This window comes from Pseudomonas sp. 18-147 (genome assembly GCF_051048045.1).
Lineage (GTDB): Bacteria > Pseudomonadota > Gammaproteobacteria > Pseudomonadales > Pseudomonadaceae > Pseudomonas > Pseudomonas aeruginosa.
The window spans coordinates 2,463,128-2,478,847 of record NZ_CP182296.1 but is presented as its reverse complement, the minus strand read 5'-3'; the positions used below and the strand labels follow the sequence as shown (position 1 = coordinate 2,478,847).

The window sequence follows — 15,720 nt, the reverse complement described above, 5'->3', positions numbered from 1 at the left end:
TGCGCGCAGTATATAGGCTCGCATCGATTTTGAGACTAGAAGAGTTACGAGATGGCTGACAGATAATTGCTACACACGGCCCATATCCCGGTGCGCTGGGGCGACATGGACAGCTACGGGCACGTCAACAACACCCTTTATTTCCAGTACCTGGAAGAGGCCCGGGTGGCCTGGTTCGAAACCCTCGGCATCGACCTGGAAGGCGCTGCCGAGGGGCCGGTCGTGCTGCAAAGCCTGCACACCTACCTGAAGCCGGTGGTGCATCCGGCCACCGTGGTGGTGGAACTGTACGCCGGCAAGCTGGGCACCAGCAGCCTGGTACTGGAACATCGCCTGCGCACCCTGGAAGATCCGCAAGGCACCTATGGCGAAGGCCACTGCAAGCTGGTCTGGGTGCGCCACGCGGAAAACCGTTCGACGCCCGTGCCGGACAGCATACGCGCCGCGATCGCCTGACTCAGGCGCCCGGATAGGCCGCGTCGAGCACGATCTCCAGAGCGTCCGGGCGCCAGAACTCCTGGTCGAACTCGACCACCCTCTGCCCCTCCGCGTAACTCAGTCGCTCCAGGTACAGCGCCGGCGAACCCGGCGCCAGTTGCAGCGGCTCGGCCTGGGCCGCGTTCAGCGCGGTCGGGTGCATCGCCAGTTGGCAGCGCGTCGGCTGCAGGCCGAAACGCTCGCGCAGCAGGCTCATCAGCGAAGTATCGAGGTCGTGGTCCAGCAGGCCTGGGCACCACCCGGCATCCAGGGCGATCAGTTCGATCAGCACCGGACGCTCGTCCACCCAGCGGCGCCGTTGCAGGAAATACACCGGCGCGCTGTCCTCCAGCCCCATCCGCTTGGCCAGCCAGGCGCCGGCTGCACGCCGCTCGGCGTGCAGCGTCTCGGTACGCGGCTGGCGTCCCTGGGCGCTGACGTATTCCATGAAGCCGGTGGTACGGGTCGGGTTGTAGCGGATCCGCGGCGGCGCGACGAACCAGCCGCGGCGGTTCTCGCGATAGACCAGGCCTTCGGTTTCCAATTGCTGCAGGGCTTCGCGAAGGGTGATGCGGGTACACAGGAAGCGCTCGGCCAACTCCCGCTCGGAGGGAAGTTTCACTTGCAGCACACCCTGGGCGATATCCGCGGCGAGCTGGTCGCGGATGCGCAGGTACTGACGAGATTGATCGACCGGCATGACGGCCTCGCTGATTCAGACCGGCCGATTATAACGGCAGCCCGTCGGCCTATCGCCACTGCCACGAAAACGTCACGGCGGCGTCACAAAACCCCTCTAGGCTGGCCTAGACCATTTGCCAGACGCCTTTCGCATGCCCAGCTCCGACCAACTCCCGCGCTTCACCGCCCTGCTCTTCGGACTCTCCGGCGGCCTGGTGGATTTCGGCGCCCGGACCCTGTCCCTGGCGCTGCTGCGCAGCCATCCGCATAGCCCTGCCGAACACCTCCGCGACGCCAGTCTGCTGCCCTTCGCCGAGGCACAAAGCTTCCTGTTGCAGCGCAAGCCGAACAAGAACGAGCGCCAGCGCCTGGAGCAGGCCCTCGACGAAGCCGCCGAGGAACAGGCCGAAGCCATCGCCGGTGCCGTGGCCCTGCTGGAGAGCCTGGACGAACAACGGATTCCCTACGCCTGGCAGGACGAGCTACCGGAATCGGTCTGCCAGCGCCTTGCCGCGCCGCTCGGCCGAGCGGACGCCCTGATTCCCCTCGCCGGCGCGCGCCCCTGGCCGGCCCCCGATGGCTGCTGGCAGGCCCTCGCCCAGCTGGGCATCGAGCGCCTCGACGGCTGCGTGCTGGTCAGCGCCCAACCGCGTCAACTCCAGGCCGGACTCAATGCCGGGCTATGGACCATCGGCCTGGCCGCCAGCGGGCCGTCGTGCGGCCTCTCGCCAGCCGACTGGGACGCTCTCGGACATACCGAGCGCGACCGCTTGCGTGCCGACGCCACCCTGGAACTGTACCGCCTGGGCGTGCATTCCGTGATCGATCACCTGGGCGAGCTGCAACCCTGCCTGCACGACCTCGCCGTCCGCCGCCTGAAAGGAGAAAAACCATGAGCCGCGCCCGTCACCGCTTTCTCGACGAACTGGCCGAACGCTTCGCCAGCCATGGCGCCGAGCCCTATGGCGAGGCAGTCAGCCAGGCCGAGCACGCGCTGCAGTGTGCGACCCTGGCCGAGCGCGCCGGTTGCTCGGACAGCCTTGTAGTCGCCGCCCTGCTGCACGATATCGGCCACCTCTACGAAGACCCGGCGCAGATCGACGAGGAGGACCTGCGCCACGAGGAATTCGGCGCACGCCTGCTGCGCGAGCTGTTCCCAGAGTCGGTCTGGCAGCCGGTGCGCCTGCACGTATCGGCCAAGCGCTTTCTCTGCGCGGTGGACCCGAGCTACCACGCCAGCCTGTCGCCGGCCTCCCGGCACAGCCTGGTGCTGCAAGGCGGGCCGTTCGACGAGCGTGCCGCCGCGGCCTACATCAAGGCGCCCTATGCCCAGGACGGCCTGACCCTGCGCCGCCTCGACGACCTGGCCAAGGACCCGGCCATGCGCACCCCCGAACTGACGCACTTCTTCCCGCTGCTGGAACGCCTGCTGCGGATTGATCCGGATCGCGCACATCTGCGCCCGACAGGTTAATCTGTTCGGCATGGACGGACCTTTCGGCGCCCGCCGGAGGTCCACCGAAGACTTGTACGTCGAGGGAAATACCATGCCGAAAGAGAGTCTGCTGCGCGAACTATCCGCCCTGCGCGAGCAACTGGAGCAACAACCGCCGCTGAACGAAGAGCAGCGCGCCGAACTGGAACTCCTGATCAGGGACATCGAACTGAAACTGGCCAACGAGGACGCCCTCAACGAAGGCAGCCTGGTCGATGGGGTCAACCTCGCCGTCGAGCGCTTCGAGGTCAGCCACCCGACCCTCGCCGGCACGCTCCGCTCCATCGTGCAGAGCCTGGCCAACATGGGTATCTGAACGACTTGCCGAAATGAAAAGCCCCGGCATGGCCGGGGCTTTTTCGTATCCACGTGTTGCGAGGCGTTACTGGCGCACCAGGCGTCGGTTGTCCGGTGCGACCTCCGCCAGGCTGCGGTAGGGATTGATATCCAGGCCGCCACGGCGTACGTAGCGCGCGTAGACGCTGAGCGCCTGCGGCTGCAACAGGCGCTGCAGGTCGAGGAAGATGCGTTCGACGCACTGTTCGTGGAAGTCCTGGTGCTGGCGGAAGGAAACCAGGTAGGCCAGCAGGCTGGCCGGGTCCAGCGCCGGGCCCCGGTAGTCGACCACCAGGGTGCCCCAGTCGGGCTGGCCGGTGACCGGGCAGTTGGACTTGAGCAGGTGGCTGTAGAGCTGCTCCTCGACGATCCGCCCGGCGTCGCAGCGCAGCAGTTCCGGGCGCGGCTGCTCGTAGCCGTCGACGGCGATGTCCAGCTCGTCGATGCAGCGCCCCGGCAGACGCCCGATGCCCTCCTCGGCAACCTCGTCGAGGCTGCGCAGGCGCACGCCCACGGGCGCCCCGGCAGCGGCCGAGAGGTCTTTCTCCAATACCGCGCGAAGCGCCTCGCGACTATCGAAGGCGGACTGGTTGAGGGAATTGAGGTAAAGCTTGAACGACTTCGACTCGATGATGTTCGGCGAGTCCGCCGGGATCGAGAACTCGCCGATCGCCACCACCGGCTTGCCGGCCGGGGTCAGCCAGGACAGCTCGTAGCAGTTCCAGATATCCACGCCGCGATAAGGCAGGGTCTCGGCGCTCAGGCCAAGCTCGGCCCATTTCGCCGTGCGTGAAATGGGAAACAGCAGCGACGGCGTGTAGCTGGAGACGTATTCGCTGGTCTTGCCCAGCGGCGAATGTTCGGCGGGATGCTGCATGAGGGAAACCTGCTGGATGAATCGCGCAGGGCCCTTCCCCGCGCGCCGCGCCGCACTGGCGGGCGGCGGCAAGTGTATACGGATCGGCCGGCATCTTCACGCCGGCCGTCCGCCGGCTCAGGGCTGCACGGTCAGTTGACCGACCATCCCGGCCTGGTAGTGGCCGGGGATGTTGCAGGCGAACTCCAGCCGGGTGGCTTTGGCGAAGGTCCAGGTCAGCTCGGCGCTTTTGCCCGGCTCGACCAGCACGCTGTTGGGGTCGTCGTGCTTCATCATCCGGCCATGGTCCATGCCGGCCATGCCGTGGCCCATCTGACTATGGTCCATCGACGCCATGCCGGTCGGGGTGAGCATCCCGGACTGCTGCATCTCCAGCATCTCCTTCTGGTGCTCGGCATGCATCGCCGCGTCTCCCAGGTTGAACTCGTGCAACAGCTTGCCTTCGTTCTTCAGCACGAAGCGGACCGTCTCGCCGGCCTTGACCTCGATCGCCCGCGGCTTGAAGTACATGTCGCCGAGCACCACCTCGATGCTGCGGCTGGCCTGCGCGGCCTGGGCCGGCTTGCCGAAGGCCTGGCCGTGGGCCGGCGAAGCCTGGGCGCTGGCACCGAAAAGCACGCCGAGGACGATCAGGGAAGCGGGAAGCAGGCGGCGCGGAAACATACGGGGAATCTCCATCGGGTTGATGTCGCCTATCCTGTGTCGCTGCGCCTGCCGGCTGGCTGTCGGGAGCATTACATCTTTGTCAGCTTGCCGCCGTTGCGGACCGCGAAGGCTAAGATCGCCCAGCGCCACCGACGGGCATAAAAAACCCGCCGACCGGAAACCAGGGAACCGGTGGCGGGTGAAGACGGGATCGGAGCCCTCCGTCATCCCGTGTGGAGCCGGGGGTGGAAGAACTGGCGATCAGCAGTTTTCCTTGTCCTTCTTCGTCGCTTCGGCCTGCTTCGCCAGTTTCTCCTGGTGCGCGGCACGAGCCTTGGCGGCCTGGGCCTGCATGCGCTCGAAGACGATGTCGCCGCCGCTGTCGGCCATGGCCGGAACGGTCGGGGCGAGGACCAGCAGGAAAGCGAGGGTGGAGGCAGTGAAGGTACGCATGGGAAGTCTCCTCGAATGAGTTCCCCTGTAGTCTGCGCGGGGGCCACTGTCGCCCCCGTTACCCACTGATTACGATGCTGTCAGAAACAGGTCGGCATGGCCGGCAAATGTAACGAGGGATGAACATGAAACTGCTGATCGTCGAAGACGAACCGCGCATCGGCCAGTACCTGCGCCAGGGGCTCGCCGAGGCAGGCTTCGCCGTCGACCTGAGCGACGATGGCAACGAGGGCGAGCAACTGGCCCTGGGCGGCGACTACGACCTGCTGATCCTCGACGTCATGCTGCCCGGCCGTGACGGCTGGCAGATCCTGCGCAGCGTGCGCGACGCCGGGATGACCGTACCGGTGCTGTTCCTGACCGCCCGCGATGCCGTAGAGGACCGCGTGCGCGGCCTCGAACAAGGCGCCGACGATTACCTGGTGAAGCCGTTCGCCTTCGTCGAACTGCTCGCCCGGGTGCGCACCCTGCTGCGCCGGGGCAGCCAGCAGTTGCAGGAGACCACCCTGCAACTGGCCGACCTCGAACTCGATTTGCTGCGCCGCCGGGTGCAACGCCAGGGCAAGCGGATCGACCTCACCGCCAAGGAGTTCGCCCTGCTCGAACTGCTGCTGCGGCGCAGCGGCGAGGTGCTGCCCAAGTCGCTGATCGCCTCGCAGGTCTGGGACATGAACTTCGACAGCGATACCAACGTCATCGAGGTGGCCATCCGCCGCCTGCGCGCCAAGGTCGACGACGACTACCCGCAGCGCCTGATCCATACCGTGCGCGGCATGGGCTACGTTCTCGAAGAGCGCGACGAATGAGCGCCGGGTTCGGCTCGCGGATGTCCCTCGGCGTCCGCCTGAGCCTGCTGTTCGCCGCCTGCACGGCGGCGGTCTCGCTGATCGCCGGATTGATCTTCAGCAGGGCCATCGACGAGCATTTCGTCGAGCTCGACCATATGGCGATGTCCGCCAAGCTCGCGGTGTTTCGCGATGAGCTGCGCGGCCTCGGCTCGGAACAACAGATGCGCCGCCGCGAAGCGGAACTGCTGCGCGAACTGGCACGCCATCCCGACCTTGGCCTGCGCCTGAACGGCCCGGATGGCGACCTCTGGTTCGAGCGCCTGCCGCAGCCTGCGCATCCCGGCCTGCCCGCCAACCGCGAACTCGGCGCCCCGCTGGAGCCCGGCAACGACGCTTCGCCGCGACTCACAGTGATCCTCGACATCAGTCATCACCAGCACTTCCTGCAACGCATGCGCCAGTTGATCTGGCTGACCATGAGCCTGTCGGCGCTGGCCACGGCGCTGCTCGGCGCCTGGGCCACCGGCGCCAGCCTGGCGCCGCTGCGACGGATGCGCGAAGTCGCCGCGCGGGTTTCCGCCAACTCCCTCACCACCCGCCTCGACGCCAGCCGGATGCCAGAGGAGCTGCGCGGACTGGCCGGCGAGCTGAACGCCATGCTGGCGCGCCTGGAAGAAGCTTTCCAGCGCCTCTCGGCGTTCTCCGCCGACATCGCCCACGAGTTGCGCACCCCGCTCACCAGCCTGCTGACCCAGACCCAGGTGGTACTGTCCCGCCCGCGCTCGCTGGAGGACTATCGCGAGGCCCTGCACGGCAATCTCGAGGAACTGGAACGGCTCACCGCGATGGTCAACGACATGCTGTTGCTGGCCAAGGCCGACCACGGCCTGCTGGCGCCCAGCCGCCAGGCCCTGGATCTGGGCGCGGAAGTCGACTCGCTGCTGGAGTTCTACCAGCCGCTGGCGGAAGACCGCGACATCCGCCTGCTGCGCGAAGGCAGCCTGAGCCTGCCCGGCGACCGCGGCATGCTGCGGCGGGTGCTGGCCAACCTGCTGGACAACGCCCTGCGCTTCACCGCCGATGGCGGCGAGATACGTATCCGTCTCGGCGACCGACGCCTGAGCGTGGAGAACCAGGGTCCGGCGATTCCTCCCGAGCGCTTGCCGCGCCTGTTCGACCGGTTCTATCGTGCCGATCCGGCGCGCCGCGAAGGCCAGGGTGAACACGCCGGGCTCGGCCTGGCGATCTGCCGCTCCATCGTCCAGGCCCACGGCGGCGAGATCCGCTGCGAGTCTGCCGACGGCTGGACCCGTTTCGTCATCGATTTCGCTCGCCCGCGCCGATGAAACGCGAAGCCCCCATGACGGGGGCTTCTGTTTCATGCCTTCGAGCGTTTCATTGGCGCATGCCGCGCCCGCTCACCAGCAGCCTTACGCAGCCGAGATAGAGCACCGCGGTGGCCAGCAGCATGAAGCCGATGGCCACGCCGATGCGAATGTCGGAGACGCCGAGGATGCCGTAGCGGAAGGCGTTGACCATGTGCAGGATCGGGTTGGCCAGCGACACGGTCTGCCAGAACGGCGGCAGCAGGTTGATCGAGTAGAACACCCCGCCCAGGTAGGTCAGCGGCGTCAGCACGAAGGTCGGGATGATCGAGATGTCGTCGAAGTTGCGCGCGAACACCGCGTTGATGAAACCGCCCAGGGAGAAAATGGTCGCGGTAAGCACCACCACCAGCACCGTGATGCCCAGGTGGTGCACCTGCAGCTTGGTGAAGAACAGCGACAGCATGGTCACGATCACCCCCACCGCCAGGCCGCGCAGTACGCCGCCGATGGTGTAGCCGAGGAGGATGGTGTGCGGCGATACCGGCGACACCAGCAGCTCCTCCACCGAGCGCTGGAACTTGCTGCCGAAGAAGCTCGACACCACGTTGCCGTAGGCGTTGGTGATCACCGACATCATGATCAGGCCGGGCACGATGTATTCCATGTAGGTGAAGCCGCCCATATCGCCGATCTGGCGGCCGATCAAATTGCCGAAGATCACGAAGTACAGGACCATGGTGATCGCCGGCGGCAGCAGGGTCTGCGGCCAGATCCGGGTGAAGCGGCGCACCTCGCGGTAGACGATAGTGTTCAGGGCGACCAGGTTGGCGCTCAGCTCGCTACTCATCGGGCGATCCTCGTCAGGTTCTTCTCCACCAGCGACACGAACAGCTCCTCCAGGCGATTGGTCTTGTTGCGCAGGCTCAGTACCTCGATGCCTTGTGCGCCCAACTGGGCGAACAGATCGTTGATGCCCTGGCTTTTCTCCACCTGCACTTCGAGGGTGTGATCGTCCACCAGCCGCGTCGGGTAGCCGTCGAGAGTCGGCGGCAGGGCCTGGACGTTCTTCAGGTCGAGCAGGAAGGTTTCCGAATGCAGGGTCATCAGCAGGTCACGCATGCTGGTGTTCTGCACGATCTCGCCGTGGTCGATGATGGCGATGTTGCGGCAGAGCTGCTCCGCCTCTTCCAGGTAGTGGGTGGTGAGGATGATGCTGATGCCTTCCTGGTTGAGTTCGGTGAGGAAGCTCCACATCGAACGACGCAGCTCGATGTCGACCCCGGCGGTGGGCTCGTCGAGGATCAGCAGGCGCGGCTGGTGGACCAGTGCGCGGGCGATCATCAGGCGCCGCTTCATGCCGCCGGAGAGCATCCGCGAGGCTTCGTTGCGCTTGTCCCACAGGCCCAGTTGGGTCAGGTAGCGCTCGGCGCGCTCCTTGGCGATCTTCGCCGGGATGCCGTAGTAGCCGGCCTGGGTCACGACGATGTCGAAGACCTTCTCGAACTGGTTGAAGTTGAACTCCTGCGGCACCACGCCAAGGCAACGCTTGAGGCCGGCCGGGTCCTTGTCGAGGTCGTGGCCGAACACCGAGACCGAACCGCTGGTCTTGTTCACCAGGGTCGAGAGAATCCCGATGGTGGTGGACTTGCCCGCGCCGTTGGGGCCGAGCAAGGCGAAGAAATCACCTTCGGCGACGTCCAGGTCGATGCCCTTGAGGGCCTGGAAACCGTTGCCGTAGGTTTTCGTCAATTGACGGATGGACAGGGCGGAACTCATTAGGCTTCCCGTGTCGGAAGGTGAAGAGGAAGAGCTAGATAAGGCTACGGGTAACAAAATGCAACAGTAGCCGGCTCAGGTCAGTTCGGTCATTACCGCGGTGCGGAACGCCGGGCGCTCGCGCAAGCGCAGGTACCAGGCCTCGAGGTGGGGCAGCGGCGGGCGCTCGATGGGCATCTCGAACCAGGCGTAGATGAAACAGCCCAGGGGAATGTCACCCATGCCGAAGCGTTCGCCGGACAGCCAGGGTTGGCCGGCCAGGGTCTGGTCCGGCACCCGCAGCAACTCGCCGCAGGTCTGCAACGCCTTTGCGATCAGGGCCTCGTCGCGTTGCTCCGGCGGCGTACGCAGCGTTCCCCAGAACAGGTCGCGGAACGGCCCGGCGAGAGTCGAGGTGGTCCAGTCCATCCACTTGTCGGCGTCGGCGCGGCGCACCGGGTCCTGCGGATAGAGGTCGCCCGGCGCATAGCGGGCGGCCAGGTAGCGGACGATGGCGTTGGACTCCCAGAGGACGAAGCCGTCGTCCTCGATCACCGGTACCCGACCGTTCGGGTTCATCGCGCGGAACGCCGGCTCATCCACCAGGCCGAACGCCCCGCCGGCATCCACCGTCCGGTACTCCAGGCCAGCCTCCTCGGCGCACCACAGCGCCTTGCGCACATTGCTCGAGTTCTTCCGGCCCCAGATGGTCAACATACTCTGCGTTCCCTCTTCGGTTGATGCGGCGGATGGGTCGCCGGAGCGCCCGGACGACATGCCGCACCCTACCGAGGATGGACCGAAGAAGGAAGACGCGCCGGCTGATGGTGACTATCGACGCCCTTCATCTTGTCCGGCCTCGGCCTGGAAATCGCCGTCCAGGGCCAGCGGGCGGCCGGAGAACAGGTGCGGATAGTGCTGCTGCAAGTGGGAGAAGAACAGTTCCTCCGGCAGGTCGGCGAACTGGCCGTGATCGGCCAGGTATTCCATGTAGCGCTCGCCCTGGCGGTTGAACGGATGGAAGACGCTGTCGGCGACGCCGTCGAACTCCAGCGGAGCGACGTCGAAGGCGCGGCACAAGGCACGGTTGAACGCCGGGGTGGCCTTCACCCAGCGGCCCTCGAGGTACAGCTCGGTATAGCCGTGCATGGCGAACACCTCGCTGCGCAGCGCCTCCAGCAGGCGCGGCGTGGCCAGGTGGTTGCGCACGTCGGCCAGGCCGATCCGCGCCGGAATCCGGCAATGCCGGGCACAGGCGGCGAGCAGGATGGCCTTGGGCACGCAATAGGACTCGCCCTGCTGCAGCGCGTGGCTGGCCTTCAGGGTCTGCGGATCGCGGCTGAACACGTAGGGGTTGTAGCGCACCCCGTCGCGTACCGCGTAGTACAGCGCGACCGCCTGGTCACGCGGTTTCGCCGAATTCCCCCGGGATTTTTCCGCGAACTCCACCACCACCGGGTGGTCACTATCCACGAAGCGGCCGGATTGTAGGTAGGACTGCATGGCGGGCTCCCGGCGGGCAATTTGTCCCAGTCTAAACGGGAAGTTTTCGCCTATAACGTGACAAACCGGCCAAGCTGACCGGCCCTGCCGCCAAACGGCGGCAAACGGGCTAAGCTCGAGACGCCGCCTGGCGTCTTCATGGAGGATTCCGCATGTTGTTGCTCTGGTTAGTCGTACTGGTACTCGGTGTCGCTTACCTCGCCCATCGGCGTACCCCACCCGCTCCCGCGCTCGGCATCAGCGCCGCCTACCTGATCCTGATGGGCGTGTTCAGCCACGCGCCCGGCTGGCTGCTGCTGGTCTTCTGGCTGCTCTGGCTGGCGGTGGCGCTTCCCCTCGCCCTGCCCGACCTGCGCCGGCGCGTGCTCAGCGGTCCGCTGTTCGCCTGGTTCCAGAAAGTCCTGCCGCCGATGTCCGACACCGAGCGCGAGGCCATCGAGGCGGGCACCGTGTGGTGGGATGGCGAATTGTTCAGCGGCCGCCCGGACTGGCAGAAACTGCTCGACTACCCCAAGGCGCAACTCACCGAAGAAGAGCAGGCCTTCGTCGACGGCCCGACCGAAGAACTCTGCGCCATGGTCAGCGACTGGGACATCGGCCAGCGCATGGACCTGCCGGAAGAAGCCTGGGCCTTCATCAAGCAGCACGGCTTCTTCGGCCTGATCATTCCCAAGGAGTACGGCGGCAAGGGCTTCTCCGCCTTCGCCCACTCGCAGGTAGTGATGAAGCTCGCCACCCGTAGCGGCGACCTGGCCTCGACGGTGATGGTGCCGAACTCCCTCGGCCCGGCCGAGCTGCTGCTCCACTACGGCACCGACGAGCAGCGCCAGCGCTACCTGCCGAGCCTGGCCAAGGGCGACGACATCCCCTGCTTCGCCCTCACCGGCCCCTACGCGGGCTCCGATGCCGGCGGCATGACCGACGTCGGCATCGTCTGCAAGGGCGAATGGGAAGGTCGCGAGGTGCTCGGCCTGCGCCTGACCTGGGAAAAGCGCTACATCACCCTCGGCCCGGTGGCCACCCTCCTCGGCCTGGCCTTCAAGTGCCACGACCCGGACCATCTGCTGGGCGATGAGGAGGACCTGGGCATCACCCTGGCGCTGATCCCCACCGACACCCCCGGGGTCGAGATCGGCCGCCGCCACGTGCCGCTGGGCGCCGCCTTCATGAACGGTCCGAACTCCGGCAAGGACGTGTTCGTGCCGCTGGAGTACATCATCGGCGGGCAGGAAATGATCGGCAAAGGCTGGATGATGCTGATGAACTGCCTGTCGGTCGGACGCTCCATCTCGCTGCCGGCGGTGGGCACCAGCGCCGGCAAGGCCAGCAGCTACGTCAGCGGTCGCTACGCCCAGGTCCGCGAGCAGTTCAACGTGCCGATCGCCGCCTTCGAAGGCATCCAGGAGGCGCTCGCCCGCATCGGCGGCAACGCCTGGCTGATGGACAGCGCGCGAATCCTCACCGCCAACGCGGTGGACCTCGGCGAGAAGCCCTCGGTGCTTTCGGCGATCCTCAAGTACCACCTCACCGAGCGCGGCCGCGAGTGCATCGCCCATGCCATGGACATCCATGGCGGCAAGGGCATCATCATGGGCCCGAACAACTACCTGGGTCGTTCCTGGCAGGGCGCGCCGATCTTCATCACGGTGGAAGGCGCGAACATCCTCTCGCGCAACCTGATGATCTTCGGCCAGGGCGCGATCCGTTGCCATCCGTACGTGCTCAAGGAAATGGAACTGGCCCAGCGCGAGGACAAGGACCAGGCCGCCCGCGAGTTCGACGCGCTGCTGGTGAAGCACATCGGCTTCGCCGTCGGCAACGCCGCCAGCAGCTTCCTCCTCAGTCTCAGCTGCGGCCACCTCGGCAACGCGCCCGGCGACCGCATCAGCCGTCCCTACTTCCGCGCGCTGAACCGCCTGGCGGCGTCCTTCGCCCTGCTCGCCGACTTCAGCATGATGCTGCTGGGCGGCGAACTGAAGCGCAAGGAACGCCTCTCCGCGCGTCTCGGCGATGTCCTCAGCTATCTCTACCTGGGCTCGGCGGCGCTCAAGCGCTACCACGACCTGGGCAACCCGGACTACCTGCATCCGCTGCTGCGCTGGGCCATGGAGGAAAACCTCGGCAAGGCCGAGGCGGCGCTGGAGGACCTGCTGAACAACTTCCCCAGCCGCTTCTTCGGCTGCGCGCTGAAGGTCCTGGTACTGCCGTTCGGCCGCCGGCACAAAGGGCCGGGCGACGAACTGGACGCCGAGATCGCGGAAATCCTCGGCCGTCCGGACGACGACCCGGCGTTGCAGGCGATCCTCGCCGGCGCGTTCCTGCCGAAGGACCCGCAGGACCCGGTCGGTGCCCTCGCCCACGCCTTCGACGCGGTACGCGAAAGCGCCGCGCTGGAGAAAACCCTGCACAAGGCGATCAAGGAAGGCAGGGTCCAGCCGCAAGCGGGGCAGAACCCGATCGATGCCGGCGCCGCCGCCGGCGTGCTGAGCGCCGAGCAGGCGCAGGCCCTGCACCAGGCCGAAGCGGCACGGCGCAAGGTGATCGACGTCGACGACTTCGCCAAGGAGGAACTGCAACTGGCCGACGGCAGGATCCGCTGACACTCCGCGGCAAAGCGACGGTCGCAACCGACAAAGGCGCCTTCCGGCGCCTTTGTCGTCTTCACCCACCCAAACCCGGGCGATTGGCTAGAATCGACGGGCACATCCCTGACGTACGGGAGGCCATCATGCTCAAGCTACTTGCCACCGGCCTGGCAGCCTCGTTTCTCCTCCTGCCCCCGGCGCAGGCCGCACCGCCTGCGCCCTATGGCGTGCAGCCGCACCAGCAGGCGGTGCAGCGCGCCGGCGAACAGCGCCAACGCCAGCTCCAGGAACAGCGCCAGCGCTTCGACGAACAACGCCTGCAATTGCAGCAGGATCAACTGCAACGCCAGCAGCAGAACCTGCAGCGGCAACGGCAGCAGCGACAGATGCAGGACAACCTGATCCGCCAGCAGCAACTGGACCAGCAGCGCTGGCGCCTGGAGCAGGACCAGCGGCGCCTCGACAGCGAACGCCGGCAACTGGAAAACCGCCGGCGCCAGAGCCAGCCCCCGGCGATCCGCTGAAACTGGCCGGCGCCGCGAAACCCTTTATACTGCCCAGCTTTTTTCCAGAGGACCCGTCATGGCCAACTCCTACCTCGAGCACCACCTCGCCCTGCTCCAGCACCTGCGCAACATCCTCGGCGCCCTGGGCGAGGCCGAACAGGTGCTGGAAGAAAACCACGGGCTGTTCCTCGAGCGTTTCGACGAACTGATGGACGAACTGCCGCGCGACCCGGAAGGCGCCCAATACCTCGGCCAGGACCTGATTTCCCAGGTCTTCCACCGCTATCCGCAGATCGCCCACCTGGTACCTCGCGACCTGCTGTGGTTCTTCGGCGGCGATTGCCTGCACTTCATGCCGGACGAAGAGATCGACCTGTTCCAGCGCCTCGACGAGCGCCGCTACGAAGCCGAAGAGCGCGGCGAAACGTTCGACTGGAACCGCGAAAAGCAGTTGCTCGCGCTGCCCGAGGACAGCCCGCGGCACTGAATCGCCTCGCGCCGTACGCACGCCGGCGCGACTCTTTGCGCTTCCGCCGCACGCTCATCTGCCCCTCTAGCTCGCCGCTACGCGCGCCTCGCGCTCTGCGCCGCGCCGGCTGTTGCGCCACGCCCAGAGCTCGGCCGCCTTCAGCGGCGGGGAAAACAGGTAGCCCTGCCCCCACTGGATGCTGTGCCCGCACAAGTACTGTTCCTGCTCCCGGGTCTCGATGCCTTCGGCGGTCATGGCCAGGTCCAGGCGCTGCGCCAGCGCGATGATCGTCTCCAGCACCACGGCATTCACCGATCCGCTGCCGACGCTGCTGACGAACGAGCGATCGATCTTGAGAAAGTCCGCATGCAGCTTCTGCAGGTGGGACAACGAGCTTTGCCCCGTGCCGAAATCGTCCAGCGCCCATTGCACGCCAAGCTCGCGCAGTTGCTGGATGTTGTGCTGCAACTGCGCATCGTGCGGCAGCGCCTCGCGCTCGGTGACTTCCAGGACCAGTTGCGGGCCTTCGCTGCCGATGGCGCCGAGCAAACGCCGCACGTCGTCGACGAACCCATGGCTCGCCAAGTGCGAGCCACTGACATTGACACCGAGATGATCGCCCGCCCCCAGGCCCAGTTGCGCCAGGTCGGCGGCGACCAGGCCGAAGATGTGCCGGGTCAGATCGCCGATCATGCCGTTGTCTTCGGCCAGGGGGATGAAGATGTCCGGCCGCACCTGACTCCTGTCCGGCCGCTGCCAGCGCACCAACGCCTCGACGCCCCGGCACTCTCCGGTATCGAGGTGGATGATCGGCTGGTAGACCATGTGGAACTCACGGGCGCGCATGGCCCGATACATGTCGCCGACCAGCGACAGCCGGCGACGGCAGAACAGGTGCGCCAGATATCCCGCCAGCAACGCGGCCAGGAGGATGAAGGGGGCGTAATGCCGCCAGGCATCGGCACGATAGGCGCTGGCCAGCGCGGGAGCGACCGCCACCCGCACCTCGACCGGAAACCTTGCCGAAGCCGCTACGGCGACGCCATCGCCGGTGGCGGGCGCGCCGCCGGGTAGCTGTCGCTGCGACTGTCTCAGGACCATCTGCACCTGGAACCGTTCGTCGTAGGAAGCCGCCTGTTGGATATCCAGCAGGTACTGACCGTCGATTATCGCCAGCACGCCGGATCCGTTTTCATCGCCACGCGACATGATGACCGAAGCCCGCTCCGGTACCTGCGGCGTCGCGTTGCTGGGGGTGATGCGCTGCCCGGCCGGCAGGCTGCCCAAAGCCTTGAAGGCCACCTGCAACGGCAGATCGTGCAACTCGCCCCGCAGGGAGGAGCAATAGACGTTCTCGCGTTCCACTAGGACCAGCGAGCGGAAATACGGGCTCAGCATGGTCATCCGGGTCAATCGGCCCAGGACCTCCCGGCACGGCTTGCCCACCGCCTCCTGGCTCTTGTCCAGGCTGTCCGAGACAACGCCGAGCAGGGTGTCCAACTGGCGAAGAATGGCGACAGAGGTTACCGCGGCCTCGCCTTCGGCACGCATCCTGGCCTGCTGGTACACCAGCGGCGCCATGAGCAACGGGACGGCCGCGAGCGCGGCGATCACGATACCGAAATGAAAGAGACTGTCCCGCCGCGGCCTGCCGATCTGCATAGGTGCCACGCTCCCGCGCAAGTTGCACGAAGCCCGCCCGGGATTGCCGGGATCAGGGTCATGTCCGTATGAGATTGAAAATACAAGCACGAATCCGACAACGTCCGGCGACGGGAACACCCCGACAGAGCCGGCTCGCTCGCGCCAGCCTGCACCTATT

Annotated in this window: 18 protein-coding genes; 9 read left to right on the top strand and 9 right to left on the bottom strand. The window is 66.5% G+C overall.

The features are described 5' to 3' along the window. Positions 1 to 105: 105 nt before the first annotated feature. A complete protein-coding gene (locus ACM0M4_RS11985; protein ID WP_283903191.1) occupies positions 106 to 456 on the top strand; it encodes an acyl-CoA thioesterase in 351 nt (116 codons plus the stop codon). Position 457: 1 nt separating this feature from the next. On the opposite strand, the gene ACM0M4_RS11980 is transcribed toward ACM0M4_RS11985, so the two are convergent. Further along, positions 458 to 1,177: a UTRA domain-containing protein gene (locus ACM0M4_RS11980; RefSeq protein WP_003104061.1), complete on the bottom strand. Its 720-nt coding sequence runs from the start codon at positions 1,175 to 1,177 to the stop codon at positions 458 to 460. 133 nt (positions 1,178 to 1,310) lie between these two features. Between ACM0M4_RS11980 and ACM0M4_RS11975 the strand changes: the two genes are divergently transcribed. From ACM0M4_RS11975 to ACM0M4_RS11965, 3 genes are all read left to right on the top strand, one after another. Next, positions 1,311 to 2,054 carry a phosphonoacetaldehyde phosphohydrolase-related protein gene (locus ACM0M4_RS11975; RefSeq protein WP_003162384.1) on the top strand — a complete coding sequence of 248 codons (744 nt, stop codon included), beginning with the start codon at positions 1,311 to 1,313 and terminating at the stop codon, positions 2,052 to 2,054. After that, on the top strand, positions 2,051 to 2,632 hold the full coding sequence (locus ACM0M4_RS11970) for a phosphonate degradation HD-domain oxygenase (protein WP_003090877.1): 582 nt from the start codon (positions 2,051 to 2,053) through the stop codon (positions 2,630 to 2,632). The genes ACM0M4_RS11975 and ACM0M4_RS11970 overlap by 4 nt, the downstream gene beginning before the upstream one ends. 73 nt (positions 2,633 to 2,705) lie before the next feature. Further along, positions 2,706 to 2,969 (top strand): DUF4404 family protein, encoded by a 264-nt coding sequence (locus ACM0M4_RS11965; protein ID WP_003090878.1) that lies wholly within the window; start codon positions 2,706 to 2,708, stop codon positions 2,967 to 2,969. 66 nt (positions 2,970 to 3,035) lie between these two features. Here ACM0M4_RS11965 and queF read toward each other — a convergent pair whose 3' ends face one another. The 3 genes from queF to ptrA form a co-directional block, all read right to left on the bottom strand. Continuing rightward, complete coding sequence (gene queF / locus ACM0M4_RS11960; RefSeq protein WP_003160562.1) at positions 3,036 to 3,866, bottom strand: NADPH-dependent 7-cyano-7-deazaguanine reductase QueF; 831 nt, start codon at positions 3,864 to 3,866, stop codon at positions 3,036 to 3,038. A gap of 117 nt (positions 3,867 to 3,983) precedes the next feature. Beyond that, positions 3,984 to 4,601 (bottom strand): copper-resistant cuproprotein CopI, encoded by a 618-nt coding sequence (copI, locus tag ACM0M4_RS11955; protein ID WP_003119888.1) that lies wholly within the window; start codon positions 4,599 to 4,601, stop codon positions 3,984 to 3,986. A gap of 171 nt (positions 4,602 to 4,772) precedes the next feature. After that, a complete protein-coding gene (gene ptrA, locus ACM0M4_RS11950; RefSeq protein ID WP_003090881.1) occupies positions 4,773 to 4,964 on the bottom strand; it encodes a T3SS anti-activator PtrA in 192 nt (63 codons plus the stop codon). A 125-nt stretch (positions 4,965 to 5,089) separates the two neighbouring features. Here ptrA and ACM0M4_RS11945 point away from each other — a divergent pair, with 125 nt between their 5' ends. Beyond that, the gene (locus tag ACM0M4_RS11945; protein WP_003098784.1) at positions 5,090 to 5,770 is read left to right on the top strand and encodes a heavy metal response regulator transcription factor; all 681 of its coding nucleotides are present in this window, start codon (positions 5,090 to 5,092) and stop codon (positions 5,768 to 5,770) included. Beyond that, positions 5,767 to 7,098 carry a sensor histidine kinase gene (locus tag ACM0M4_RS11940; RefSeq protein ID WP_017149140.1) on the top strand — a complete coding sequence of 444 codons (1,332 nt, stop codon included), beginning with the start codon at positions 5,767 to 5,769 and terminating at the stop codon, positions 7,096 to 7,098. The genes ACM0M4_RS11945 and ACM0M4_RS11940 overlap by 4 nt, the downstream gene beginning before the upstream one ends. 49 nt (positions 7,099 to 7,147) lie before the next feature. Here ACM0M4_RS11940 and ACM0M4_RS11935 read toward each other — a convergent pair whose 3' ends face one another. From ACM0M4_RS11935 to ACM0M4_RS11920, 4 genes are all read right to left on the bottom strand, one after another. Next, positions 7,148 to 7,927 carry an ABC transporter permease gene (locus ACM0M4_RS11935; protein ID WP_003090884.1) on the bottom strand — a complete coding sequence of 260 codons (780 nt, stop codon included), beginning with the start codon at positions 7,925 to 7,927 and terminating at the stop codon, positions 7,148 to 7,150. After that, positions 7,924 to 8,856 carry an ABC transporter ATP-binding protein gene (locus tag ACM0M4_RS11930; RefSeq protein WP_003090885.1) on the bottom strand — a complete coding sequence of 311 codons (933 nt, stop codon included), beginning with the start codon at positions 8,854 to 8,856 and terminating at the stop codon, positions 7,924 to 7,926. The genes ACM0M4_RS11935 and ACM0M4_RS11930 overlap by 4 nt, the downstream gene beginning before the upstream one ends. A gap of 75 nt (positions 8,857 to 8,931) precedes the next feature. Beyond that, positions 8,932 to 9,552, bottom strand: a complete 621-nt coding sequence (locus tag ACM0M4_RS11925) for a glutathione S-transferase family protein (protein ID WP_003108953.1) — start codon at positions 9,550 to 9,552, stop codon at positions 8,932 to 8,934. Between the two features lie 114 nt (positions 9,553 to 9,666). Then, positions 9,667 to 10,338: a transglutaminase-like domain-containing protein gene (locus tag ACM0M4_RS11920; protein WP_003098789.1), complete on the bottom strand. Its 672-nt coding sequence runs from the start codon at positions 10,336 to 10,338 to the stop codon at positions 9,667 to 9,669. 152 nt (positions 10,339 to 10,490) lie between these two features. Between ACM0M4_RS11920 and ACM0M4_RS11915 the strand changes: the two genes are divergently transcribed. The 3 genes from ACM0M4_RS11915 to ACM0M4_RS11905 all read left to right on the top strand — a co-directional run bounded on the left by ACM0M4_RS11915 (position 10,491) and on the right by ACM0M4_RS11905 (position 13,916). Continuing rightward, positions 10,491 to 12,938 carry an acyl-CoA dehydrogenase gene (locus tag ACM0M4_RS11915; protein ID WP_003108955.1) on the top strand — a complete coding sequence of 816 codons (2,448 nt, stop codon included), beginning with the start codon at positions 10,491 to 10,493 and terminating at the stop codon, positions 12,936 to 12,938. Between the two features lie 128 nt (positions 12,939 to 13,066). Then, a complete protein-coding gene (locus ACM0M4_RS11910; protein WP_003098794.1) occupies positions 13,067 to 13,447 on the top strand; it encodes a PA2816 family glutamine-rich protein in 381 nt (126 codons plus the stop codon). A gap of 58 nt (positions 13,448 to 13,505) precedes the next feature. Then, positions 13,506 to 13,916: a PA2817 family protein gene (locus ACM0M4_RS11905; protein ID WP_054375721.1), complete on the top strand. Its 411-nt coding sequence runs from the start codon at positions 13,506 to 13,508 to the stop codon at positions 13,914 to 13,916. A gap of 66 nt (positions 13,917 to 13,982) precedes the next feature. Here ACM0M4_RS11905 and arr read toward each other — a convergent pair whose 3' ends face one another. Then, on the bottom strand, positions 13,983 to 15,560 hold the full coding sequence (arr, locus tag ACM0M4_RS11900; RefSeq protein WP_003143739.1) for an aminoglycoside response regulator cyclic di-GMP phosphodiesterase Arr: 1,578 nt from the start codon (positions 15,558 to 15,560) through the stop codon (positions 13,983 to 13,985). Positions 15,561 to 15,720: the final 160 nt, after the last annotated feature.